16 protein-coding genes and 1 tRNA gene are annotated in these 23,702 nt (G+C 72.1%); 12 read left to right on the forward strand and 5 right to left on the reverse strand.

Annotated elements, in window-relative coordinates; translation table 11 throughout:
* The first annotated feature begins 51 nt into the window (after positions 1-51).
* Positions 52-3,645 (forward strand): transcription-repair coupling factor, encoded by a 3,594-nt coding sequence (mfd, locus tag FS641_RS17545; RefSeq protein ID WP_144766222.1) that lies wholly within the window; start codon positions 52-54, stop codon positions 3,643-3,645.
* 319 nt (positions 3,646-3,964) lie between these two features.
* Here the strand turns inward: mfd and nhaA are convergent, their stop codons facing one another.
* Positions 3,965-5,134: a Na+/H+ antiporter NhaA gene (nhaA, locus tag FS641_RS17550; RefSeq protein WP_144766301.1), complete on the reverse strand. Its 1,170-nt coding sequence runs from the start codon at positions 5,132-5,134 to the stop codon at positions 3,965-3,967.
* A gap of 96 nt (positions 5,135-5,230) precedes the next feature.
* On the opposite strand from nhaA, the gene FS641_RS17555 reads away from it, so the two are divergent.
* The 7 genes from FS641_RS17555 (at position 5,231) to FS641_RS17585 (ending at position 11,824) form a co-directional block, all read left to right on the forward strand.
* Positions 5,231-5,944 carry a MazG family protein gene (locus FS641_RS17555; RefSeq protein WP_260855917.1) on the forward strand — a complete coding sequence of 238 codons (714 nt, stop codon included), beginning with the start codon at positions 5,231-5,233 and terminating at the stop codon, positions 5,942-5,944.
* Positions 5,945-6,224: 280 nt separating this feature from the next.
* On the forward strand, positions 6,225-7,469 hold the full coding sequence (hisS, locus tag FS641_RS17560) for a histidine--tRNA ligase (RefSeq protein ID WP_144766224.1): 1,245 nt from the start codon (positions 6,225-6,227) through the stop codon (positions 7,467-7,469).
* Positions 7,470-7,567: 98 nt separating this feature from the next.
* Positions 7,568-8,851, forward strand: coding sequence for a phosphopyruvate hydratase (gene eno, locus FS641_RS17565; RefSeq protein ID WP_144766225.1), 1,284 nt, complete (start codon positions 7,568-7,570; stop codon positions 8,849-8,851).
* 160 nt (positions 8,852-9,011) lie between these two features.
* Complete coding sequence (locus tag FS641_RS17570; RefSeq protein ID WP_144766226.1) at positions 9,012-9,548, forward strand: septum formation initiator family protein; 537 nt, start codon at positions 9,012-9,014, stop codon at positions 9,546-9,548.
* A gap of 67 nt (positions 9,549-9,615) precedes the next feature.
* Positions 9,616-10,164: a DUF501 domain-containing protein gene (locus tag FS641_RS17575; RefSeq protein ID WP_144766227.1), complete on the forward strand. Its 549-nt coding sequence runs from the start codon at positions 9,616-9,618 to the stop codon at positions 10,162-10,164.
* A 44-nt stretch (positions 10,165-10,208) separates the two neighbouring features.
* A complete protein-coding gene (locus tag FS641_RS17580) occupies positions 10,209-11,675 on the forward strand; it encodes an NAD(P)/FAD-dependent oxidoreductase (RefSeq protein WP_144766228.1) in 1,467 nt (488 codons plus the stop codon).
* 75 nt (positions 11,676-11,750) lie between these two features.
* Positions 11,751-11,824, forward strand: a tRNA-Leu gene (locus tag FS641_RS17585).
* Positions 11,825-12,734: 910 nt separating this feature from the next.
* Here the strand turns inward: FS641_RS17585 and FS641_RS17590 are convergent.
* Positions 12,735-13,838 (reverse strand): acyl-CoA desaturase, encoded by a 1,104-nt coding sequence (locus tag FS641_RS17590; protein ID WP_260855918.1) that lies wholly within the window; start codon positions 13,836-13,838, stop codon positions 12,735-12,737.
* 171 nt (positions 13,839-14,009) lie between these two features.
* On the opposite strand from FS641_RS17590, the gene FS641_RS17595 reads away from it, so the two are divergent.
* Together FS641_RS17595 and FS641_RS17600 are read left to right on the forward strand one after the other, a co-directional pair.
* The gene (locus tag FS641_RS17595) at positions 14,010-14,291 is read left to right on the forward strand and encodes a hypothetical protein (RefSeq protein WP_144766232.1); all 282 of its coding nucleotides are present in this window, start codon (positions 14,010-14,012) and stop codon (positions 14,289-14,291) included.
* A 111-nt stretch (positions 14,292-14,402) separates the two neighbouring features.
* Complete coding sequence (locus tag FS641_RS17600; RefSeq protein ID WP_186317835.1) at positions 14,403-15,725, forward strand: threonine/serine exporter family protein; 1,323 nt, start codon at positions 14,403-14,405, stop codon at positions 15,723-15,725.
* A 162-nt stretch (positions 15,726-15,887) separates the two neighbouring features.
* On the opposite strand, the gene FS641_RS17605 is transcribed toward FS641_RS17600, so the two are convergent.
* A complete protein-coding gene (locus tag FS641_RS17605) occupies positions 15,888-17,564 on the reverse strand; it encodes a class I adenylate-forming enzyme family protein (protein ID WP_144766234.1) in 1,677 nt (558 codons plus the stop codon).
* 176 nt (positions 17,565-17,740) lie between these two features.
* Positions 17,741-20,092: an Ig-like domain-containing protein gene (locus tag FS641_RS17610; protein WP_144766236.1), complete on the reverse strand. Its 2,352-nt coding sequence runs from the start codon at positions 20,090-20,092 to the stop codon at positions 17,741-17,743.
* A gap of 373 nt (positions 20,093-20,465) precedes the next feature.
* Between FS641_RS17610 and FS641_RS17615 the strand changes: the two genes are divergently transcribed.
* Positions 20,466-21,047, forward strand: a complete 582-nt coding sequence (locus FS641_RS17615; RefSeq protein WP_144766238.1) for a LemA family protein — start codon at positions 20,466-20,468, stop codon at positions 21,045-21,047.
* Positions 21,048-21,050: 3 nt separating this feature from the next.
* Here the strand turns inward: FS641_RS17615 and FS641_RS17620 are convergent, their stop codons facing one another.
* Positions 21,051-22,322, reverse strand: coding sequence for a winged helix-turn-helix domain-containing protein (locus tag FS641_RS17620; RefSeq protein ID WP_144766240.1), 1,272 nt, complete (start codon positions 22,320-22,322; stop codon positions 21,051-21,053).
* 104 nt (positions 22,323-22,426) lie between these two features.
* Between FS641_RS17620 and FS641_RS17625 the strand changes: the two genes are divergently transcribed.
* The gene (locus tag FS641_RS17625; protein ID WP_260855920.1) at positions 22,427-23,686 is read left to right on the forward strand and encodes an AI-2E family transporter; all 1,260 of its coding nucleotides are present in this window, start codon (positions 22,427-22,429) and stop codon (positions 23,684-23,686) included.
* Positions 23,687-23,702: the final 16 nt, after the last annotated feature.

The following is a 23,702-nucleotide window of genomic DNA, read 5'->3' on the forward strand; positions in this document are numbered from 1 at the left end:
AGCCCGCGCACATCCCGGTGGGTGTCGGGCGTCGCCGGTACCATGTCCTGAGTGACGATCTCGGGCATCATCCCTGCGCTCTCGCGCGCCTCCGCGTTCGATCGCGTCCTGCGCGCGGCCCCGCGCGACGCCGACTTCTCCGTCGTGGACGGCCTGCGCGTCCCGCTGCTCGCCGCCCTGATGGCGGAGCGGAAGGGTGCGCAGTGCGTCCTGGTGATCACCGCCACCGGTCGTGAAGCCGAGGCGGTGCGCGGTGCCCTGACGAGCTACCTGCCGGATGCCCGGGTGCTCGAGTTCCCGGCGTGGGAGACCCTGCCGCACGAGCGCCTGTCGCCGAGTGCCCAGACCGTCGGTACCCGCATCGCGACGCTCCGGGCGCTGCAGCAGTGGCAGGCCGCTCCGGCCGCCGACCGCGCCACCACCGTCGTCGTCGCGAGCGTGCGGGCGGCCCTGCAGCCGATCGCCGGCAACCTGACGTCACTCGAACCGATCGTGCTCCGCACGGACTCGCGCGGCAACGACCTCGCCGCCATCGCCGCACAGCTCGTCGACCTCGCGTACGCCCGGGTCGACCTCGTCACCCGCCGCGGGGAGTTCGCCGTCCGCGGTGGCATCCTCGACGTCTTCCCGCCGACCGCCGACCACCCGGTGCGGGTCGACTTCTTCGGCGACGAGATCGAGGCGATCAAGGCCTTCTCCGTCGCCGACCAGCGCACGACCGAGGACGACCTCGGTGCGGTGGAGCTCACCGCGTCGCGCGAGCTGCTGCTGAGCGAGGACGTCCGACAGCGTGCCCGCGAGATGCTCCACGAGTTCCCGAACCTGTCGCAGATGCTCGCCAAGGTCGCCGAGGGCATCCCGGTCGAGGGCATGGAGTCCCTGGCGCCGGCGCTCGTGCCGGAACTCGTGCCGATGACCACGTACCTGCCGGACGACGCGACGATCGCGGTGTTCTCGCCCGAGCGGGTCACCGCCCGCGCGCACAGCCTGGCCGAGACGAACCAGGAGTTCCTGCAGGCCGCATGGAGTGCCGCCGTCGCCGGTGCCCAGGCCCCGATCGACCTCGACGCCGGCAACTTCCTCACCGTGCCGCAGCTGAAGCAGACCCGCGGGCAGCGCACCTGGTGGACGATCTCCCCGTTCGACAGCGGCGCCGACGAGCCGCTCAGCGACGCCGACGCCGCGGCCGAGGCGGGGGAGTACGTCCGCGTCCGCGCCGACGCCGTGCCGAGCTTCGCCGGCAGTGCCGACGGGGCCGTCGCCCACGTCAAGGCCCTCACCGAGGACGGTTGGGCCGTCGTCGTCACCGCGCAGGGGCAGGGGCTCGTCGAGCGTGCCGTGCAGGTCCTCGCCGACGCCGGTGTCGCCGCCCGCGCCGAGGCCGTCACCGCGCCGCCGCAGCCCGGCGTCGCCATCGTCACGACCGCCGCCGTCGAGAACGGCTTCTCGATCCCGGACCCCCGCATCGCGGTGCTGTCCGAGGCCGAGTTCTACGGACGGACCGCGCAGCAGGGTGCCCGCACCGTCAAGAAGCTCGCGAGTCGGCGGAAGAACGTCGTCGACCCGCTGCAGCTGAAGCCGGGCGACGTCGTCGTGCACGCCACGCACGGCATCGGCAAGTTCGTCGAGCTCGTCTCGCGCGAGGTGTCCAGCGGCGGGCGCAACGCCGTCAAGACGCAGCGCGAGTACCTCGTGCTCGAGTACGCGCCGTCGAAGCGCGGCTACCCCGGCGACAAGCTCTTCGTGCCGACCGACCAGCTCGACCAGCTCTCCCGCTACGTCGGCGGCGAGTCGCCGACCCTGTCGAAGATGGGCGGCTCGGACTGGGCGTCGGCGAAGTCGAAGGCACGCAAGGCCGTCCGCGACATCGCCGTCGACCTCGTGAAGCTGTACTCCGCGCGCATGGCGTCGAAGGGGCATGCGTTCGGCCCGGACACCCCGTGGCAGCGCGAGCTCGAAGAGGCGTTCCCGTTCGCCGAGACCGCCGACCAGCTGACCACCATCGACGAGATCAAGCGCGACATGGAGCGCCCGATCCCGATGGACCGTCTGCTCTCCGGCGACGTCGGCTACGGCAAGACCGAGGTCGCGATCCGCGCCGCGTTCAAGGCCGTGCAGGACGGCAAGCAGGTCGCGATGCTCGTCCCCACGACCCTCCTGGTCCGCCAGCACATGGAGACGTTCCAGGAACGCTTCGCCGGGTTCCCGGTGCACCTCCGCGCGCTCAGCCGGTTCCAGACCGAGAAGGAGTCGAAGGAGACGATGGCGGGCCTCGCCGACGGCACCGTCGACATCGTCATCGGCACCCACCGGATCCTGTCGCAGGGCGTGCAGTTCAAGGACGTCGGTCTGGTGATCATCGACGAGGAACAGCGCTTCGGCGTCGAGCACAAGGACCAGCTGAAGAAGCTCAAGACCAACGTGGACGTCCTGGCGATGTCCGCGACGCCGATCCCGCGCTCGCTCGAGATGGCCGTCACGGGCATCCGGGAGATGTCCACGCTCGCCACCCCGCCGGAGGACCGGCACCCCATCCTGACGTTCGTCGGGCCGCAGTCGGACCTGCAGGTCGCCGCGGCCATCCGGCGCGAGATGCTCCGCGAGGGTCAGGTGTTCTACGTGCACAACCGGGTGAAGGACATCCAGTCGGTCGCGGCACACCTGGCCGAGATCGTCCCGGACGCCCGTATCGCCGTCGCGCACGGGCAGATGTCGGAACAGACCCTCGAGCAGGTCATGGTCGACTTCTGGGAACGCCGCTTCGACGTGCTCGTGTCGACGACCATCATCGAGACCGGTCTCGACATCGCGAACGCGAACACGCTCATCATCGACCGGGCCGACAAGTACGGGCTCTCGCAGCTGCACCAGCTCCGCGGCCGTGTCGGACGCGGACGGGAACGCGGGTACGCCTACTTCCTCTACGACGCCGACAAGCCCCTGTCCGAGACCGCGCAGGACCGCCTCGAGACCATCGCGGCGAACAACGAGCTCGGCGCGGGCATGCAGGTCGCGATGAAGGACCTCGAGATCCGCGGCGCGGGCAACCTGCTCGGCGGCGAGCAGTCCGGCCACATCGCCGGGGTCGGCTTCGACCTGTACCTCCGCATGATCGGCGAGGCCGTGTCGCAGTTCCGCGGGGACGTCGCCGAGGGGCAGACCGAGCTCCGGCTGGAGATCCCGGTCGACGCCCACATCCCCGAGGACTACGTCGAGTCCGAGCGGCTCCGGCTCGAGGCCTACCAGAAGCTGTCCGCGGCCTCGGCGCCCACGGCGCAGCACGACGCGATCGACATGGTGATCGAGGAGCTCACCGACCGCTACGGGCAGCCGCCGCAGGCCGTGCAGACACTCGTCGAGGTCTCCAGGCTCCGCCGGATGGCCCAGCAGGTCGGGCTGTCGGACGTCGTCGTCATGGGGTCGAACCTGCGGGTCGCGGGCAAGGAGCTCGCGGACTCGTCGCAGGTGCGGCTGAAGCGGATGTTCCCCGGGGCACGGTGGTTCCCGCAGCAGAACGCGTCGAGCATCCCGATGCCGCGGCCCCACGGCGAGGCACTGCCCGACGACGCGCTGATCCAGTGGGTGGAGAGCATCCTCACCGCGGTGTACGGCGCGACGACGCCCGCGGAGGCGCCCGCGGTCTGACGGGGCGGGCGCTGCGCGGGCTGCGCTGCCGCGCTGCCCGCGCTGCCGCGCTGCCCGCGCTGCCGCGCTGCCCGCTGCCCGCGCTGCCGGGCCCCCGCTGCCCGGTCGACCCCGAACGACGACGTCGCTGTCGTACGACATCGACCGTGTCGTTCGGAGTCGACTCGGGCGGCGGCGGGTCGTTGCGCGTGCAAGGAGCGACATCGTCGCTGTCGTGCGACGTCGACCGTGTCGTTCTGAGTCGACCGCCCTCGACCCCGCACGCACGACCCGAACCGACCCGGGGCCCGACCCGGCTCGCGCCCCCCGCCTACTCCGCCTACTCCGCCTCCGACAGCGCACGACGCGCACGGTGCCGACGTGCCTTGACGCTCACGACCACGGCCGAGGCCACCATCGCGATGCCCGACCCGACGAGCACGGCGAGGACGCCCTCGTCGACCACCTCCCCGCTCCCGGCGAACGCCAGCTCGTTCATGAGCAGCGACACGGTGAACCCGATGCCGCCGAGTACCCCGACCGTGACGATCGACGAGAACGACAGTGACGGCCGCCCCTGCCCGCGGAAGACCCGCGTCGCCGCAGCGCCGAACAGGGTGATCCCGACGACCTTGCCGACCGGGAGCGCCAGCACGACGGCCCAGAACGTGGGGGAGAGCTCGCCGATGCCGACGGCCGGGACCACGACCGCCGCTGACGCGAAGGCGAAGACGGGCAGCACGATCGCGTTCGACCACGGTTCGACGTTGCCGTGCAGGGTGTGCCCCGGACGCCGGGGGAGCACCAGGCCGAGCGCGACGCCCGCGATGGTCGCGTGCACGCCCGACTGCAGGACGAGCCACCACACCAGCAGGCCGACGACCACCATCGCAACGATGATCGTCGTCTGCCCGGTACGCCCTGGACGCAGCATCCGACCGAGCAGCCAGAAGAGGACCAGCAGGACGACGGCCCCGCCGAGCGCCAGGAAGTCGGTGTCGTGGGCGAACACCACCGCGATGATGACGATGGCGATCAGGTCGTCGAGCACCGCGAGCGCCAGCAGGAACACCCGCAGCGTCGACGGCAGGCCGCGGCCGAACACGGCGAGCACCCCCAGCGCGAACGCGATGTCGGTCGCCGTCGGGATCGGCCAGCCGTGGGTGTACTGCGTCCCCGCAGTCACGGCGAGGTAGATCCCGGCCGGGACGACGACACCGCCGACCGCGGCGACGGCGGGCACGACCGCGGTCTTCGGGTTCGACAGCTCCCCGGCGACGAGCTCGTGCTTGAGCTCGATGGCGACGAGCAGGAAGAACACCGCGAGGAGCCCGTCACTGATCCAGTGCGCCACGGACAGGTCGAGCCCGACGGCACCCCACGGCGAGTGCGCGTCGAGCACGTGCTCGAGGCCGGGACCGATCGCGGTGTTCGCGAGGACGAGGCCGAGGACCGCGGCAGCCAGGAGGGCGACGGCGCTGAAACGGGGGGAACGGACGAATGCCGGCATGGATCTCCGTGAGGGGTCGGGGAACAGGTCGTCGACCAGACTTCCCGACACGCCTCGACCATGGTACCGGAGTGCTGCCGTGCGACCATGTGCGACATGAGCGCCATGCAGGACCTCAGTGCCGTCGTCGACCGTCTGCTCGCACCCGAGGGCGGCTGCGTCTGGAACCGGGAACAGACCCACCGGACGCTCGCGCGCTACGCGGTGGAGGAGTCGTACGAGCTCGTCGACGCCGTCGAGGACGGGGACGACGACGACCTCCGCGAGGAGCTCGGGGACGTGCTCTACCAGGTCGTGCTCCATGCCGGGATCGCCGAGCGCGACGGGCGGTTCGCCCTGGAGGACGTCGCCGCCGGGGTGCGCGACAAGATGGTGCGACGGCACCCGCACGTCTTCGGCGACGAGCACGCGGACACCGTCGAGGACGTCGTCCGGGTGTGGCGTGCGGCCAAGGCCGCCGAGAAGGCGGACCGCACCAGCGTGTTCGACGGGGTACCGCGTGCGATGCCGCCGCTGGAGCGCGCCGTGAAGCTGCTCGAACGTCTGGAGGAACGGGGCGACGCCGACACGGTGGTCGCGTCCGTCACGGGGTCGGCGGCAGCGCCGGGGGCGCGAGCGGGCTCCGACACGACGGACCCCGAGACGGCGTGGGGACTCGCCGTCCTCGGCTCGGTCGCCGGGGCACTCGCTGACGGGATCGATCCGGTCGCGGGTCTCCGCGCGGCGGTCGCTCGGCTCGAGTCCGCCGGGAGGGCTGTCGAGGACCGAGCACACGACGACCGAGCTGCTGCGGGCCGCGCAGCCCCCTGAGCGACGGGGGCCGAGCGCGGGCCGGGCGACCGGACATGAGAGAGCGGGCGTCCTCGTAACCCGAAAAACGAGGACGCCCGCAGAGCGGGCAGACGGCGCACCCAGGGGTGGTCACGCCGGCAGGGACGCCCGCTCGAACCGCGGGGCACTCTGCAGCACGGTGCCCCCGCGAACGGCCCGTCGGGTGGATCAGGCACCCGTCGGACCGAGGTTCTGGATCTAGAATATGGGTAGATCGGCTGCTCCGCAAGTCCGATCCTCGATCTGACAGGATTGAGCCATGGCGACGACCGTGACGGCACCCCGTGGCATGCGTGACTTCCTCCCCGCGGACAAGGCTCGTCGCGAGCACGTCCTCGGGGTGATCCGGGGGGTCTACGCCCGGCACGGCTTCGACGAGATCGAGACCCCCGTGGTCGAGGACGCCGAGCGGCTCCACTCCGGCCTCGGTGGCGACAACGAGAAGCTCGCCTTCGGGGTGCTCCGACGTGGCCTCTCCGTTGAGGACCTCCGCAGCGCCGAGGCCCCGCTCGACCTCGCCGACCTCGGGCTCCGGTTCGACCTCACCGTCCCGCTCGCGCGCTTCTACGCCACACACCGAGCCGAGCTTCCCACGGTCTTCCGTGCCGTGCAGATCGCCCCGGTGTGGCGAGCTGAGCGCCCGCAGAAGGGCCGCTACCGGCAGTTCGTGCAGTGCGACATCGACGTGCTCGGTGAGCCGGGGCAGCTCGCCGAGATCGAGCTCATCACCGCGACGACGGCCGCGCTCGACGCCCTCGGCGTGACGGGGACGTCGATCCGCATCAACGACCGCCGCATCCTCGTCGCGCTGCTGGCGTCGTGGGGCGTCACCGACCCCGCTGCCGCCGACCGCGCCCTCATCACGATCGACAAGCTCGACAAGATCGGTGCCGACGGTGTGGCCCGCGAACTCGGCGAGGTGCTCGGGCTCGACCTGCCGGACCTGGCGTCGACCATCGGTGCACTCGAGCGCGCCGACTGGGACAGCGTCCGGGATTCGGCGTGGCTCGACCAGGACGCATTCGCCGACCTGCTCCGGTTGCGCGAGGCCCTGCCCGGCGTGGACCTCCGGTTCGACCCGACCCTCGTGCGCGGCATGGGCTACTACACGGGCACGATCTTCGAGGTGGCCCACCCCGACTTCGGGTACAGCCTCGGCGGCGGTGGGCGCTACGACGGCATGATCGGCCGGTTCCTCGGGCAGGACGTCCCCGCCGTCGGCTTCTCGCTCGGCTTCGAGCGGCTCGTCGACCTCGTCACCCTGCCGGAGTCCGCCGAGTCGGACGCGGTCGTGCTCGTCTACGACAGGGACGTCGACCCGGTCCGCCTGGCAGCGCTCAAGGCCGAGGCGCTCGACCGGCACCAGCGCGTGCGCCTCGAGAAGCGGACCAAGAACACGAAGAACCTCCTCGCCGGCCTGGCCGCGCAGGGCTTCGGCTCGTTCGCGACCGTCGGTGCGGACACCGAGTCGCTCGAGGGTGTGGAGTTCCGCCCGCTCTCCTGAGTTCTCCACCGGTTCATCCCGGCGCGCGGAACGTGGACGCGGGCGTCGGTAGGATCGATCCCGCAAGAACCACAACCGCAACGTGTAGGGAGTACCCCGTGGCCGTGATCGATGCCGTAGGAGCACGCGAAGTCCTCGATTCCCGAGGCAACCCGACGGTCGAGGTCGAGGTCCTCCTCGACGACGGCGTCGTCTCGCGAGCGCTCGTCCCGTCCGGCGCCTCCACCGGCGCCTTCGAAGCGTACGAGCTGCGCGACGGGGACAAGGCCCGCTACGGCGGCAAGGGCGTGCTCAAGGCCGTCGAAGCCGTCCTCGACGAGATCGGTCCGGCGCTCGAGGGCTTCGACGCCACCGACCAGCGCCTGGTCGACGCCGCGCTCATCGAGCTCGACGGCACGGAGAACAAGTCCCGCCTCGGCGCGAACGCCATCCTCGGTGCATCGCTCGCCACCGCCCGCGCGGCCGCCGACTCGGCCGACCTGCCGCTCTTCCGCTACCTCGGCGGCCCGAACGCGCACACGCTGCCCGTCCCGCTGATGAACGTCGTCAACGGTGGCGCGCACGCCGACACCAACGTCGACATCCAGGAGTTCTTCCTGGTGCCCTACGGTGCCGAGAGCTTCTCGGAGGCCCTCCGCTGGGGTGTCGAGACCTACCATGCCCTCAAGGGCGAGCTGAAGAAGCAGGGCCTCGCGACCGGCCTCGGCGACGAGGGCGGCTTCGCGCCGGAGCTCGCGTCGAACCGCGCAGCGCTGGACTTCCTGCTCGCCGCCATCGAGAAGGCCGGGTTCACCCCGGGCAAGGACATCGCGCTGGGGCTCGACGTCGCGTCGACCGAGTTCTTCGCCGAGGGCAAGTACGCGTTCGAGGGCAAGCAGCTCTCGAGCCAGGAGTTCACGCAGTACTTCGTCGACCTGGCCCGCGACTACCCGCTCGCCACGATCGAGGACCCGCTGGCCGAGGACGACTGGGAGGGCTGGACCCACCTGACCGCCGAGCTCGGCGACAAGCTCCAGATCGTCGGCGACGACCTCTTCGTCACGAACCCGAAGCGGCTGCAGCGCGGCATCGACGAGAAGGCCGGCAACTCGATCCTGGTCAAGGTGAACCAGATCGGCACGCTCACCGAGACCCTCGACGCCGTCTCGCTCGCGCAGCGCCACGGCATGACCGCGATCCTCTCGCACCGCTCCGGCGAGACCGAGGACACCACCATCGCCGACATCGCGGTGGCGGTCGACGGCGGCCAGATCAAGACCGGCGCTCCGGCCCGTTCGGACCGCGTCGCGAAGTACAACCAGCTCCTCCGCATCGAGGAAGAGCTCGGCGACGCCGCGGTCTACGCCGGCCGGAGCGCGTTCCCGCGCTCCGCATCGCTCTGAACCGCACCACCTGCGGGGCCTGACCGGTTCCGGTGACGCGCCCCGAGCCTCCCGTCCAGGAGGCCCGGGGCGCGTCCTGCGTTCCCCTCGCTCGCTGAGAGGGTCCCGAACCGCAGCGCGGCGGCGTCCGACGCGCACGGCCCCGGGTTATCGTCGTGTCGTGCCCAGCGAGAAGCCCCGCGTCCGCCGCGTCCCCGTGGCGATGCCTGACGGCGCCCGTGCCGAGCAGCCGTGGTACCGCTCGCTCCGGTTCTCCGGATTCAGCCTCCTCATGCTCGCGATCATCGTCCTCTTCGTGGTGGTGCTCGCGCCGTCCCTGCGGACCCTCATCCAGCAGCAGGAGCAGATCTCGCAGAAGCAGCACCAGGTGGCCGAGCAGAAGGCCGACGTCGCGCAGAAGAAGAAGGACGTCGCGCGCTGGGACGACCCCGCGTACATCGAGGCGCAGGCACGTGACCGGCTGCTCTACGTCTACCCGGGCGAGCAGAGCTTCCTCGTGATGGGGGAGGGGTCCTCCACCGCGCAGGCCACGCCGAAGACGGACTCCGGCACCCCGGTGAGCGCGAAGGTGCAGACCCCGAAGGTCGACTGGGTGCAGGCGATGCTGTCGTCCGTGCTGCAGTCGGGTCTGACCGACAAGACCGAGCAGGAGCTCGTCGCGCCGGACGTGTCGGGGACCGGCTCCGCCGCGAAGTGACACCGCGGCCGTCGTGGTCGTCACACCGGTGCGGGCGACCGCGGAACTCCGGTAGCCTCTTGTACCCGTGACGACCCCTCCGTTCGACCCGCCGACCGACCGCGACATCCAGGTGGTCTCGGCCCAGCTCGGCCGCCCCGCTCGGGACGTGATCGGCATCGCCGCACGGTGCGTCTGCGGGAACCCGACGGTGGTCGCCACGAAGCCGCGACTGTCGAACGGCACCCCGTTCCCCACGCTGTACTACCTGTGCGACCCGGCGGCCACCGCCGCCATCAGCACCCTCGAGGCGAACCAGGTCATGCCGGAGCTCGCCGCACTGCTCGACGACCCCGACGTCGCCGAACGCTACCGCGCGGCCCACGAGGCCTACCTCGCAGACCGCGAGTCCATCGAGCACGTCGACGAGATCGACGGCATCAGCGCCGGTGGGATGCCCACCCGCGTGAAGTGCCTGCACGCCCTCGTCGGTCACACACTCGCCGCCGGACCCGGCGTCAACCCCATCGGCGACCTCGCGCTCGAGCGCGTGGACTGGTCGCCCGACCGGTGCACATGCCGGGCGTATGATGAAGGAGCAGACGCCGGAGTCGGGGCGGGTGGCGGCGAACTCTGACCAGCCGTTCGGCTACCACCCCCACTCCAAGGAGATCATCCCCCGTGCCCAAGATCCTCGTCGTCGGCGGCGGTTACGCCGGCTTCTACACCGCCTGGAAGCTCGAGAAGCACCTTCGCCCGGGCGAAGCCGATGTCGTGATGGTGGACCCGCTGCCGTACATGACGTACCAGCCGTTCCTCCCCGAGGTCGCCGCCGGCTCCATCGAGCCGCGCCACGCGATCGTCTCCCACCGTCGGCACCTCAAGAAGACCCGGGTCGTCACGGCCAAGGTCACGAAGGTCGACCACGCGACGAAGACCGCGACGATCACCCCGGCCGTCGGTGACGCGTGGGAAGAGACCTACGACCAGATCGTGATGACCGCCGGTGCCGTCTCGCGCACGTTCCCGATCCCGGGCGTCGCCGACGAGGCGATCGGTCTGAAGACCATCGAGGAGGCCGCGGCGATCCGCGACAAGATCCTCACGAACTTCGCGAAGGCGTCGAACCTCCCGGCCGGCCCCGAGCGCGACCGCCTGCTCACCGTCGTCGTCGTCGGTGGCGGCTTCGCCGGCATCGAGGTGTTCGCGGAGCTCCGTTCCTTCGTCTCCGACCTGCTGAAGAGCTACCCGGAGCTGTCCTTCGACGACACGCACTTCCACCTGGTCGAGGCGATGGGGCGCATCATGCCCGAGGTGTCGCTCGAGACCTCGCACTGGGTGCTGCAGAACCTCGCACAGCGCGGGGCCACGGTGCACCTCGAGACGCAGCTCGCGTCGGCGGTCGGTGGCGTGTGCCAGCTCAAGGCCAAGGACGAGTCGATCGAGACCATCGAGTCCGACCTCATCATCTGGACCGCCGGCGTCATGGCGAACCCGATGGTCAAGGGCACCGACTTCCCGCTCGAGCCCCGCGGCCGCATCACCGTGCAGCCCGACCTCCGCGTCGTGAACGAGGACGAGGTCGTCGCCGACGCTTGGGCCTGCGGTGACGTCGCAGCCGTCCCGGACCTCACGGGTGGCGGTGTCGGCGGCATGTGTGTCCCGAACGCGCAGCACGCCGTCCGTCAGGCCAAGCGGCTGGCGAAGAACCTCGTCGCCACGATGCGCAACGAGGCCGCGGTCGACTACAAGCACGACAACCTCGGCGCCGTCGCGGGCCTCGGCGTCGGCATCGGAGTCTTCCAGTCGGGCAAGTTCGCGATGAAGGGCTTCCTCGCGTGGGGCGCGCACCGCGGGTACCACGGCATGGCGATGCCGTCGTGGGAGCGCAAGTGGCGCGTCATCGGCGACTGGGTGGGCGGCTTCTTCCTGGGCCGTGACATCGCGTCGCTCGACGACCGCGAGACCCCTCGTGCGGCGTTCGAGGCGTGGGCATCGCGCCCGAAGCCGGCCGCGTCCGAGGAGCCGAAGGCCGTGGCGCCGTCGCCCGAGGAGGGCAAGGCCGCCGGTGCCGCCGGTCCGGTCTACGGCGAGCCGGCCGCGGACGTCTCGAAGGACGCCGAGCCGGTGAAGGCCGACTCGAAGTAGTCCTCTCGCTCCGCAGCACGACGGCGGCCGCCCTTCCGGGTGGCCGCCGTCGTCGTCGGTAGGCTGGTCCGGCCCGCCCCCGTGGCCCAATCGGTAGAGGCACGCGACTTAAAATCGCTGAGTTGTGGGTTCGAGTCCCACCGGGGGTACTGGCGCGGGGTGCGCGGCGCGGTGGCGGCCTGGTGCGGGTTCGGCGGCGTGGTGCGGGGTTGTGGCGCCGCACCAGTCGGCCATTGCCGCACCATCCGCGAACGGCGCACCGTGCGGGGCGAGCCTCACGTCCGGTGGTGCCGCCGCGGTCGCCCGGCCCGGTGCCGGTTCAGGCGCGTGGTGCGGGGTTGTAGCGGGGCACGGGGCGGCCACGGCCGCACCAGCCGCGAACGGCGCACCGTGCGGGGCGGGCGGCCGCGGCGAACGGCGCACCGTGCGGCGGACGGGAGGCGCTGCGCGCGTCGCGGGGCGCGCCTCCCGTCCGGTGCGCCGCCGCCTAGTTCGGTGCCGGTTCAGGCGCGTGGTGCGGGGTTGTAGCGGGGCACGGGGCGGCCAAGGCCGCACCAGCCGCGAACGGCGCACCGTGCGGCGCGGGGGGCGCGGCGGCGAACGGCGCACGGTGCGGCGGACGGGAGGCGCTGCGTGCGTCGCGGGGCGAGCCTCCCGTCCGGTGATGGTGCCGCCGCATGGCCCGGTGCGGGTTTGGCCGCGTTGTGCGGTGTTGTAGCGGGGCACGGGGCGGCCAACGCCGAACCAGTCGCGAACGGCGCACGGTGCGGGGCGGGCCGGACGCCGCGAGCGGCGCACCGTCCGGTGCCGCCGCGTGGCCCGGTGCCGGTTCAGCCGCGTGGTGCGGGGCTGTAGCGGGGCACGGGGCGGCCAACGCCGCACCAGCCGCGAACGGCGCTCCGTGCGGGGCGGCCAACGCCGCACCAGCCGCGAACGGCGCACCGTGCGGCGCAGGCCCCGCCACCGCCCGCCGCCGCGCCCCCGAACACCCCCCCCGCACGACGAAGCGGCGCAACCCCGAGGGGCCGCGCCGCTTCGTCGTCCGGGGACGGACCGTGCTCAGTGCAGTCGGTACGAGGCGACCATCGGGCAGGTGAACGGATCGCGAGCTGCGAGCCCGACGCGGTTCAGGTACGCCACCACGATCGCGTAGGACTTGCCGATGCTGGCCTCCGTGTAGGGGATGCCGTGCTTGGCGCAGTGCGCCTTCACCATCGGCTTCGCCAGACGCAGGTTCGGGCGCGCCATGCTCGGGAACAGGTGGTGCTCCGCCTGGTGGTTCAGGCCGCCGAAGAGGTGGTCTGCCCAGAGCCCGCCGGTGATGTTGCGCGACGTGCGCACCTGGCGGGAGAGGAAGTCGATGCGGGCACCCTCGGCGATGATCGGCATGCCCTTGTGGTTCGGGGCGAACGAGCCGCCCATCATCACCCCGAAGACGGCCATCTGCACACCGATGAAGGCGGCGGCGACGGGGAACGGCATGAACGCGAACACTGCCCAGAAGTACAGGCCGAAGCGCGCGACGAGCAGGATGCCCTCGATCACGCGGTCACGACCGGAGCCCTTGATGTGCTGGCCGGTGACGAGCGCCTTGACGCCCAGGAAGTGCAGGTTCGCACCCTCCATCGTCAGCAGCGGGAAGAACGCCCAGCCCTGCACGCGGGTGAGGGCGCGGAGCAGACCCTTCCGCTCGGCGGCGTCCTCCTCGATGAAGGACACGGTGTCCTGCGCGATGTCGGGGTCCTTGCCGATGGTGTTCGGGTTGCCGTGGTGGCGGTTGTGCTTGTTCATCCACCACGTGTAGGACAGGCCGACGATGAAGGTGCCGAGGATGCGGCCGGCGTTGTCGTTCCACTTCCGCGAGGCGAACACCTGGCGGTGCGCCGCCTCGTGCGACAGGAACGCGAACTGCGTGAAGAGCGCACCGAGCACAGCGGCCGGGATGAGCTGGAACCAGGAGCCACCGAGCATCGCGACGGCGACGAAGCACACGGCGACCAGGGCGACGAGCGAGCCGAAGACGGCCCAGTAGAACCCGACGCGGCGCTCGAGGAGCCCGGCTGCGCGGACCTCCTCGAGGAGGTCCTTGTACGTCGAGGTCGGCGTCGCGGCACCGGCGACCCGGGGGGTGGTGGGGCGGTAGAGGGTCGATGAAGACGGCATGGAGGCTGCTTCCATCAGGAACAGCCCTTCGGCCGTACTCAGAGTTCCCGCGAATGCGGTTGCATGGAACCTAAGGGGCGAACCTGAGCGCACACCGTGGGAGGCGCGTACCGTTCGGGCGGAGGTCGTCCCCCGTTCTGTGGCGATTGGAGGGCCCGGAGGTCCCCGACCGTGAAGCACATCATCTACGGATTGGCCTCCGTCCTGACCACGGACGACGCGGCGTACGCCGTGCTCGAGTACGCAGCGGCACTGGCGCAGGCCGGGCTCGCCGACACCGTGCACGTCCCCACTGTCGACCGGTGGGGGATGGCGACGACGGCGAGCCTCATGCTCGCCCCGGCGATCGGCGTCCTCGTGCAGTCGGCGCCGGACGACGAACTCCACCCCGAGACGGACGGGTTCACGAACGAGATCCGCTGGCGCACCCGCGCGGTGCAGACCGAGCACTGACACCGGGCCCCGCCGCGAACCACGAGCGCGCCCGCGCACGAGCAACACGGTCGAGCACCGCCGAGCACCACCGCGCACGACGACCGGCTGTCCGACCGTTAGCATGCTCCGGTGGTGGGATTCGGCAGTGCGCTCGCGAACCTCCGAGGCGTCCTCCGGCAGCCGGAGTCGCACGTCGAGACCGTCGACGGCGAGACCGTCCCGGTCGGCATGCTGCTCGGGACCCTCGGGGCCCTGCTGCTCGACGCCGGGAGCTCGGTGACGGACGTCCGGTCGGCGCTCGAGAAGGCCCGGGAGGCCGCCGGCATCGGACCGGACCTCGCCGTCGGCGTGCTGCCGGCGCTCGTCATCGTGAGCGAGACCGCCACGGGTTCCGCGACGATCGTCAACGCCGAGGGCATCGAACTGTCCTTCCGGCAGGCCGCGCGGGCGAACCGCCTGGTCCTCGGCCTCGAGAGCGGCTCGATCGCCCTCGCCGAGATCCCCGCGCGCGTCCGGGCGATCCGTGCGGGCACCAGACCTCCGGCCCCGCTGCCGTGGGTGCTCGGCAACGCCCTCACCGCCGCGGGTCTCGCCGTCGTGTTCCGCTGCCCGTGGTGGGCGGTCCTCGTGGTGCTCGGCGTCGGCGCGGTCGTCGGCGTCATCGGGCTGCTGCTCCGTCGCTTCCGCGAGGCCGTCGCCGTCGTGCCGTTCCTCGCCGCCTTCGTCTCCACCGCCGTCGTCGGCCTCGTCGCCGCGTCCACCGGGTTCGACCACGTGCCGCTCTACGCCGTGTGCGCGCCCGTCGCGGTGTTCGTCCCCGGCGCGCTCATCACGAACGCGCTCCTCGAGCTGACCGCGGCGGACATCGTCACCGGCTCCGCCCGGCTCATGCAGGGGCTCATCATGCTCGGCTTCATGGCGGCGGGCATCGCGTCCGGCAGCGCCCTGACCGGACTGCGGGTCGACCCGAGGTCGGCCGCGCTCGTCGGCGAGGTCGCCGGCGTCGGCACCGACCGCGGCGGCTGGGAGGCGGTGCCCGCCTACTGGGTGTCGTGGGTCGCGGTGGCCGTGCTCGCGGTGGGGATCGGACTGGTCTTCGGTGCCGGCTGGCGACTCACCGTGGCCTCGATCGTCGTCATGATCGGTGCCTACGCGCTGGTGTCCGGGCTCGCGCCGCTGGTGGGGAGCGTCGTCGGCACGGGCATCGCGGCGGCGGTGCTGTTCGTCGCGACGCGGCTCCTCGAGCGGCTGGTGCCGGTCATCCCCGCCACGGTGTCGTTCCTGCCGGCGTTCCTGCTGCTCGTGCCGGGCACGGTCGGGCTCGTCGCGGTCGCCACCTTCGACCCGGAGTCCCTCGCGACGCCGCTGGCGACCTTCGTCAGCCTGTGCGTCGGGACGAAGATCGGCGGCCTCCTGCCCGGCCTGTTCGCGCGGAACGCCCCGACGCACTGACCGGCGCGTCGCACTGACCGGCGCGTCGCATTGACGGGCCCGACACACTGACGGGCCCGACACACTGACCAGCGGCGCAACGCGGCCGGCACCGGACGGGAGGCTGGGGCCGGGCCCGACCCGTGCCTCCCGTCCGGCGGTCCCACGTCCGGCCCGCAGTGGTTACGGCTCGAGGAGCCGCCCCGCCTGGTCGTCCTCGGCGGCGGTCGCCTTCGCCAGGTAGTGCACCTTCTTGCCGGTCGCGTTGTACGGGAGCTCGGTGACGAAGCGGTAGCGCCGCGGCCGCTTGTAGCGGGCGAGGCCCGGGTGCGCGCCGGTCCACTCCTCGAGCGCGGCAGCAGCCTCTGCTTCCGACTCCGGCAGGCCGCCCTCGGCGCGGACGACGTAGGCGGTGACGACCTCGCCCCAGCGCTCGTCGGGGACCCCGGTCACGATCGAGTCCGCGACGCCCGGGTGCTCCTGTAGGACCGCCTCGACCTGCACGGGGTGCACGTTCTCGCCGCCGGAGATGATCATGTCGTCCTTGCGCCCGACGATCGTGACCCGCTCGTGCTCGTCCCAGGTCGCGAGGTCGCCGGGGTAGAACCAGCCGTTCGCGAACTTCTCCGCCTCGAGCCCCGGGTTGCGGTACGAGTAGCCGGACTTCACGGTGCGGACGGCGAACTCGCCGATCTCGGAGCCGTCCTTCGCGACGGTGTCCGTCGGGTCCGCGAGCTCGTCCGCGTACACCCGGACCACGGCGACGTCGTCGTCGGTGGAGGCGCGGCCGGTGGACCCGGCGCCGTCCGGCAGGTCCTCCGGCCGCAGGAACGTGTTCCAGAACGTCTCGGTCGTGCCGTAGCCGTTGAAGATGCGCGGCGTGAGGAGCTCCTGGTACCGGAGTGCCGCGGCCCGGTCGAGCGGTGCGCCCATCGTGACGATGCCGTGCAGCGACGACAGGTCACGCGGTCGACGTTCCTGGGCATTGGCGAGGGCCACGAGGTTCGGCGGCGCACCGATGAGGAACGTCAGCTGTTCCGACTCGACCAGGTCGAGCACCCGCTCGGCGTCGAAGTGCCGGAGCGTGGTGAGCTCGGCGCCGACGTAGAACACCGGGTTCGGGCCGCCGGAGTACAGGCCGCCGCGGTGGAACAGCGGGGACATGTTGAGTGTCTTGTCGAACGGGCTCAGCGGGAAGTGCATGATCACGTCGTGCGCGCTGAGGACCTCCACCAGGCTCGGCAGCGGCACCGGCTTCGGCCGACCGGTCGTGCCGGACGTGTACAGGCGCGTGGTCTCGTCGTACGTGCTCCGCGGCTCGGACACGGCCAGCTCGGCGGCGGTGACGGCGTCGGCGGCGGTCAGGTCGGCGAAGGGCAGCGCACCGTCGACGCCGGGCCCGTCCCCGACCGCGACGACGTGCGCGGGAGCGTGCGTCGCGGAGGCGAGCGCCGCGGCGACCTCGGTGGTGCGGTCCGTGTCGTGGACGAGCACGACCGGAGCGGAGTCGTCCACGATGAACGCGACCTCGTCCGGGGCGAGCCGGAAGTTCGTCGGGGAGAACACCGCGCCGATCCGGTGGCACGCCAGGTACAGCATCGCGAACTCCGGGGAGTTGAACAGCTCGACCATCACGACCGACCCCCGACCGACGCCGTGACGGACCAGCCAGCCGCCGACCCGGTCGACGACCGCGCCGAGTTCCGCGTAGGTCCACGACCGGTCGCCGTCCGGGTCGCGGAGCGCGGGGCGGTTCGCGAAGCGGTGCGTGTTGCGGGCGAAGCCGTTCGCGTACGTGTAGCTGCCCTCGAAGACCTCGCGGAAACGGGTCGGGTCGTAGTCGGATCGGGTCTCCGTCATCAGTGCTCCCATGTGCTCGTGCGGTGCTCCGACGCACCGCTCGTCAGCGTAATCGGCGAGCCGATCCGGCGGACGCGCGCCGCGCGCTCCGACGCACGCCGTCGCGGACCGGACAGCGTCGGCGGGGGCGGGGCGGGCCTCCAGACCGGAGCACCGGACGGGAGGCTCGGCTCGGCTCAGGCGCGCGCGTCCCGGCCCGCCACCCGCACCCAGAGCCACGCGGCCACCGCGGTCGCGGCGCACGCGACCGCTGCGACACCGACCGCGACGGGCGGCAGGTGCGTCCCCGCGGAGCCCGAGTAGACCGCGGCGGCGAGGGCGACGCCGACGGCTGCGATCGACGCGTAGCGGACGCGGGAGTGCGACCAGAGGGCGCTGCCGGCGGACCGCGTCAGGGGCAGCAGCGTGACGACGAGCGATCCGAGCCCACCGACGCAGAGCGTGATCGCGAACTCGGAGGCGAGCGACACCCAGAACCCGCTCCCCGGCGTGAGGCTGTGCAGGACCCACCCGGCGACGGCGACGACGAGCAGTGCGAGCGACCGCCAGGTGGCGCTGCGAGCGCACGCGGCGACGTCGCTGCCGAGGCGCATCGCCGCGGTGTCCACGTCGACACGTCCCGCCGGCACGATGAGCGCCCCGACCACCAGGGCCGGCGAGAGGTCGGCCGAACGCGTCACGCCGCAGGCCACGAGCGCGGCGAGGACGAGCCACGGCGAGACCCGGAACCGCACGGTGTGCCGATCGGCCCCGGCCGCCCACCGGGTCGCGAGCACGACCGCTGCGGCCAGCACGGCGGCTCCGACGAGGACCGCGATCGCGAGGCGGACGTAGCGGGCCTCGAGCTCGACACCGACGCCGAGCAGGGTCAGCAGGGCGGCGAGGGGCACCGCGAGCGCGACGGAGGCCCACGACGGCAGGGCGTCGTCGCCTCTGCTGCGTTCACCACGGGGACGGTTGCGCCCGGTGACCGAGCCGAGGCGGAACGGTGTCCGACCGCGGAGGGACCGTGCGACGAGCCGGGCGGGGCCGGCCACCAGGAGCAGGAAACCCGCGACGACGGCCACGGCGACGACCAGCGTGCGCCAGGAGAACGAGGACTGGATCGTCGGCACGGTCTGGTCGAAGGCGGTGGCGGCCGACCAGTCGCCGGCGGGCCCGGACCAGTCGCGGCCGCCGGGGAACCCGGTCGTTCCCGACGCTCCGCCGTCCGCACCGCTGCCACCGGTCCCGGTGCCGTCCGTCCCGCTGCCGGGTGCGCCGGTGCCAGGCGTCCCGCTGCCGCTCGCACCGCCCGGGCCGGGCATGCCGGTGCCGGACGCGCCACCCGTCGCGCCGCTGCCCGGTGTCGGTGACGCGGACCCGGGTGTGCTCGTCGCCGTCGCCGACACCGTGACCGGCACGGGGTCCGAGGGCCGCGAGTGGTTGCCAGCGGCGTCGTGCTGCAGCGCGCTCACGCTGTGCCGACCCGGTGTGAGGGTCGTGCGCTCGGCGGTGCACGACCACGAGCCGTCCTGCCGCACCGTCGCGCCGCACACCGGCGCACGGTCGACGTAGGCGGTCAGCGTCGCGCCGGGCTCACCCTGCCCGCGGATCGTCAGCGGCTGCGACGTCACGCGCGACCCGGCGCGCGGGTCGGTGACGCGCGGCGCGTCCGGCGCCGTCCGGTCGATCGTGACCGCGACCGGCTGTGACGCCGCGCTCCGGAGATCGGACCTGAAGCCGAGGGCGGTGCTGGCCGTCTGCGTGGCGGTCATCGACACGGTGCCGTCCGGCCGCGGGGAGGCGCCGGTCGACCAGGAGACGATCCAGCGCCCGTCCGGGCCCACCACGGCGGTGCGGTCGGTGGCGGATCCCTGCGCGGCGCTCCCCGTGACCGACACCGTGACCGTCATGCCCGCGTCGCCGGTGCCGGACACGTTGCCCGCGGTCGGGCCGTCGGGGCGGATCGTCGGGGGGACGACGACGTCGGCGGCGGGGGCGTCGGCCGTGTGCCGCGCGGGGTCGGAGGTGTCCTGGACGGTGAACACCTGGTGCGGACCGGTGCGGACCCGGCCGAGGCACGACCACGCGCCGTTCGCGTCCGCCGTCGCCGTGCAGACCGAGCGGCTCGCGACGGCGGGGTCCATCACGCGGACGCCGTGTCCGGGCGTCGCGGTGCCCGAGAACCGCCCGGTGGCGCTCGTGACGTCCCCGGGGTCGGCGATGGTCGGGTCGACCGCGGGAGCGGACGTCGGCGGGTCCGAGGGCGCGGGGGAGGGGGTCGGGGCCGGGGACAGCCCGGACTGCGGCAGGCCGGGGGGCGGCGTGGGGGTCGCGGTGGGTGCGGCGGTGGGTGCGGCGCGCTCGGTGCCGGCGACGTCGGTCCGGCTGTCGGCAGCGGGGACGTCCTCGGCGGTGGTGGCGGCTGCGGTGGTCGCGGCGGCGGGGACGTCCGCCGATTGGGCGCGGCCGGTGGCGTCCGCCGCGGCCGGGGCCGCCGCGAGGGCGAGCAGCGCGGCCACCAGGGCGGCGGCCGCGGTCGCCACGACCGTCGCCCGCGCGGGCCTCCTGGCACCCGTCTGTGCGCCCCTCCGGGTGGCCGGACGTCCCCGCCGTCGGGTTCGACGAACCGGGCCGTCGCCCCCGACGACCCTCGTGTCCACGTACTCCCCGCGCGTGTTCATGTCCCTCCATCCCATGTGATGGAGGCCGATCGGTCAATACACCTCGCGGATGATCCACGGATCGGACGCCGGCCCGAACGCGGGGTGTGCGTGGCTGGGGAATCACCCGAGAACCCCGAGGCTCGCTCGGAACGTCCCACGGGGCGTCGATAGAATCTCCTGTGGTCTGTCCGGCCCCGCAGCACGCGTCGGGCGACGACCGCGAGCACCCCGACGCGACAAGGAGCACTCCCGTATGGACACCGGACTCACCACCACCCTCATCGTCATCGGCGTGGTGGTCGTGGTGCTCGTCGTCATCGGGATCTACCTGTGGGTCACGTACAACGCACTCGTGACGCTCAAGGGCCGCGTGGACTCGGCCTGGAGCGACATCGCGGTCCAGCTGCAGCGTCGCGCCGACCTGGTCCCGACCATCGTCGACACGGTGCACCGCTACGCCACCCACGAGAAGTCCGTCTTCGAAGCCGTGGCGAAGGCCCGCACCGAGACCCTGAGAGCCGACGACGCGACCCAGGCGTCCGTCGCCGAGGGACACATGCAGAAGGCGCTGAAGAGCGTCTTCTCGGTGGCCGAGGGGTACCCCCAGCTGCAGTCGAGCCAGGAGTTCCTGCAGCTGCAGACGGAGCTCGTCGACGCCGAGGACAAGATCCAGTCCGCCCGCCGCTCCTACAACGGCGGTGTCCGCGAGCTGAACACGAAGATCAAGGTCTTCCCGAACTCGTCGTTCGCGAAGAGCCGCGGCTTCCACGAGGCGAGCTTCTTCGAGACGAACGAGGCATCGGCGATCGCCGAGCCGCCCCGGGTCCAGTTCTGACGCTCAGGCGGTCGCGTCCGCTCCGGGTCTCGCCGCTGCCGGTGCATCGGCGTCGTCCGCTGCGACGTGCGCCACGAGCGGGACACCGAGTGCACCCGCGAGGGACGCCGCAGCCGTGCCGCGGTCCGTCACCTCGATGCCGTCGAGTCCCTGCCAGGCCGCAGCGCGGAGCAGGGTGTCGGCCAGGCGTCCGGCGTCGAGCTCGGCGCCGTCCTGCTGCCACGCCGTCCGGACACGGAGCACCCCGCGCTGCCGATCGCTCTTCAGGTCGACCCGTCCGACCAGGGTGTCGTCCTGCAGGACCGGGAGCACGTAGTACCCGAAGACCCGCTTCGGCGCCGGTGTGTAGATCTCGATCCGGTAGTGGAAGCCGAACATCCGCTCGGCACGCCGCCGGAACCACACGACCGGGTCGAACGGGCTGAGCACCGCGCTCGCCGTCATCGCGCGGGGGACCCGTGCCTCCGCGTGCATCCACGCCCGCTCCCGCCAGCCCTCGACCCGGACCGGCACGAGCTCGCCGGCGTCCTCGAGGTCGGCGATCGCGGCGGCGGTGTCGTCGGAGCGCAGCCGCCAGTAGTCGGCGATGTCCGCGCGGGTGCCGACGCCGAGCGCCCGGGACGCCCGCGCGACGAGCTGCCGGATCGCGTCCGGCCGCGCCGGTGCCGTCTCGAGGAACCCGTCGGGCAGCACCTGCGACGGCAGGGCGTAGACCCGCTCGAAGCCCGATCGCCCGGCGCTGACGACGTCGCCCCAGCGGAACATGAGCTCGAGGCCGAGCTTGACGTCGCTCCACCCCCACCACGGACCGCGCCGGACGTTGGACTCGTGCTCGACGGCGCTCGCCGGCATCGGCCCCTCGGCACGGAGCATGGCGTGCAGTTCGCGGCGGACGGACTCGGTCCTCGTGACGTGCTCCACCCGGGCGGGAGCGGCGTCGCGCTCGCGCATCGCGTCCATCTTCCAGCGGAAGAGCCGGAGGTCGTCCTGCGCGATGAACGCCGCCTCGTGCGCCCAGTACTCCCGGTAGGGCCCACGCGCGGCGAAGGTCAACCGGTCGAGCGCGGTGCGGTCGTATGCGCCGAGGCGCGCGAACAGCGGCAGGTAGTGACTGCGGTCGAACACGTTCACCGAGTCGATCTGCAGCAGGCCGAGCCGGTCGATGCCCGCACGGAGGGCACGGGTGCCGACCACCTCGGCCGGCGCGCGACCGAAGCCCTGCGCGGCGAGGGCGACGCGGCGGGACTCCACAGCGGAGAGCGACGTCCTGACCATGCCGACGACCCTACCGACGCCCACCGACGACGTCGGACCCGAGGTGACGAGCCCATATGCCGCATCTGGAACGCAATGCGTCCGCCGCGGATACACTTCCCTGCATGGCATGGGGACAAAAGCAGACACCTCCGGACCCCGTGGTCGACGACACGGTCCCGGTCGGCATGCGGATCGCGGGCGCGTGGTCCTGGCGGGTGCTCGTCGTCGTCGGCGTGATCGCGCTCTTCATCTGGCTGATGACGATCTTCAGCGAGATCCTCATCCCGTTCCTCATCGGCATCGTCATCTCGGCGCTGCTCGTCCCGTTCTCGAACTGGATGCAGCGCCACCACGTGCCGAAGTGGATCGCCGTCATCGTCAGTCTGCTCGCGGGGATCGCCGCCCTCGGTGGACTCATCTGGCTCGTCGTCGACCAGATCATCGCGTCCTACCCGTCGCTCCGGGACCGCACGGTCTCGCAGTACGCCACCATCCGCGACTTCGTCCTCAACTCCGGCCTGGGCATCACCCAGAAGGACGTCAACGGCTGGCTGAACGACGCGACGAAGTGGCTGCAGGACAACTCCGGGTCGATCCTCTCCGGCGTCGCGAGCGCCGGGTCGAGCGCGACCCACGTGTTCGAGGCGCTGTTCATCATCCTGTTCACGACGATCTTCCTGCTCATCGACGGCAAGAACGTCTGGCGCTGGACGGTCCGGCTGTTCCCGCGCAAGGCCCGTGCCGCCGTCGACGGTGCCGGTGTCGCTGGCTGGATCACCCTCACGAGCTTCATCCGCGTGCAGATCTTCGTCGCGTTCGTCGACGCGGTCGGCATCGGCCTCGGCGCCTGGATCGTCGGGCTGTTCTTCGGCGGCATGCCGCTGGTCATCCCGATCGCCGCGTTCGTGTTCCTCGGCGCGTTCATCCCGGTGGTCGGTGCGATCGTCACCGGCTTCCTCGCCGTCTTCGTCGCGCTCATCTTCAACGGGCCGGTCGCCGCCGTGCTCGTCCTGGCGGTCGTCCTGCTCGTGCAGCAGATCGAGGGGCACATCCTCCAGCCGCTCGTCATGGGCAACGCGGTGAAGGTCCACCCGCTGGCCGTCGTCCTCGGCGTCACCGCGGCATCCGGCCTGGCCGGCATCGCCGGAGCGTTCTTCGCGGTGCCGCTCATCGCGACCCTCAACGCCATGGTCACCACCATCGCGAGCGGTCGCTGGCGTCGACTCGACTCCGACCACGTGCTCGAGGCGACACCGAAGCGCGGGCAGCACGGGGAGCTCCAGCTCATGCGTCGGCGTCGGCACACCACCCGTGACGACGTGCCGGCTCCGGGGAGCGACCAGGAACCCACCGCCGCCGAGGGCACCGCCAGCACGAACTAGCGGCAGCGCCGACGTC

This window comes from Curtobacterium sp. 9128 (genome assembly GCF_007673775.1).
Taxonomy (GTDB): domain Bacteria; phylum Actinomycetota; class Actinomycetes; order Actinomycetales; family Microbacteriaceae; genus Curtobacterium.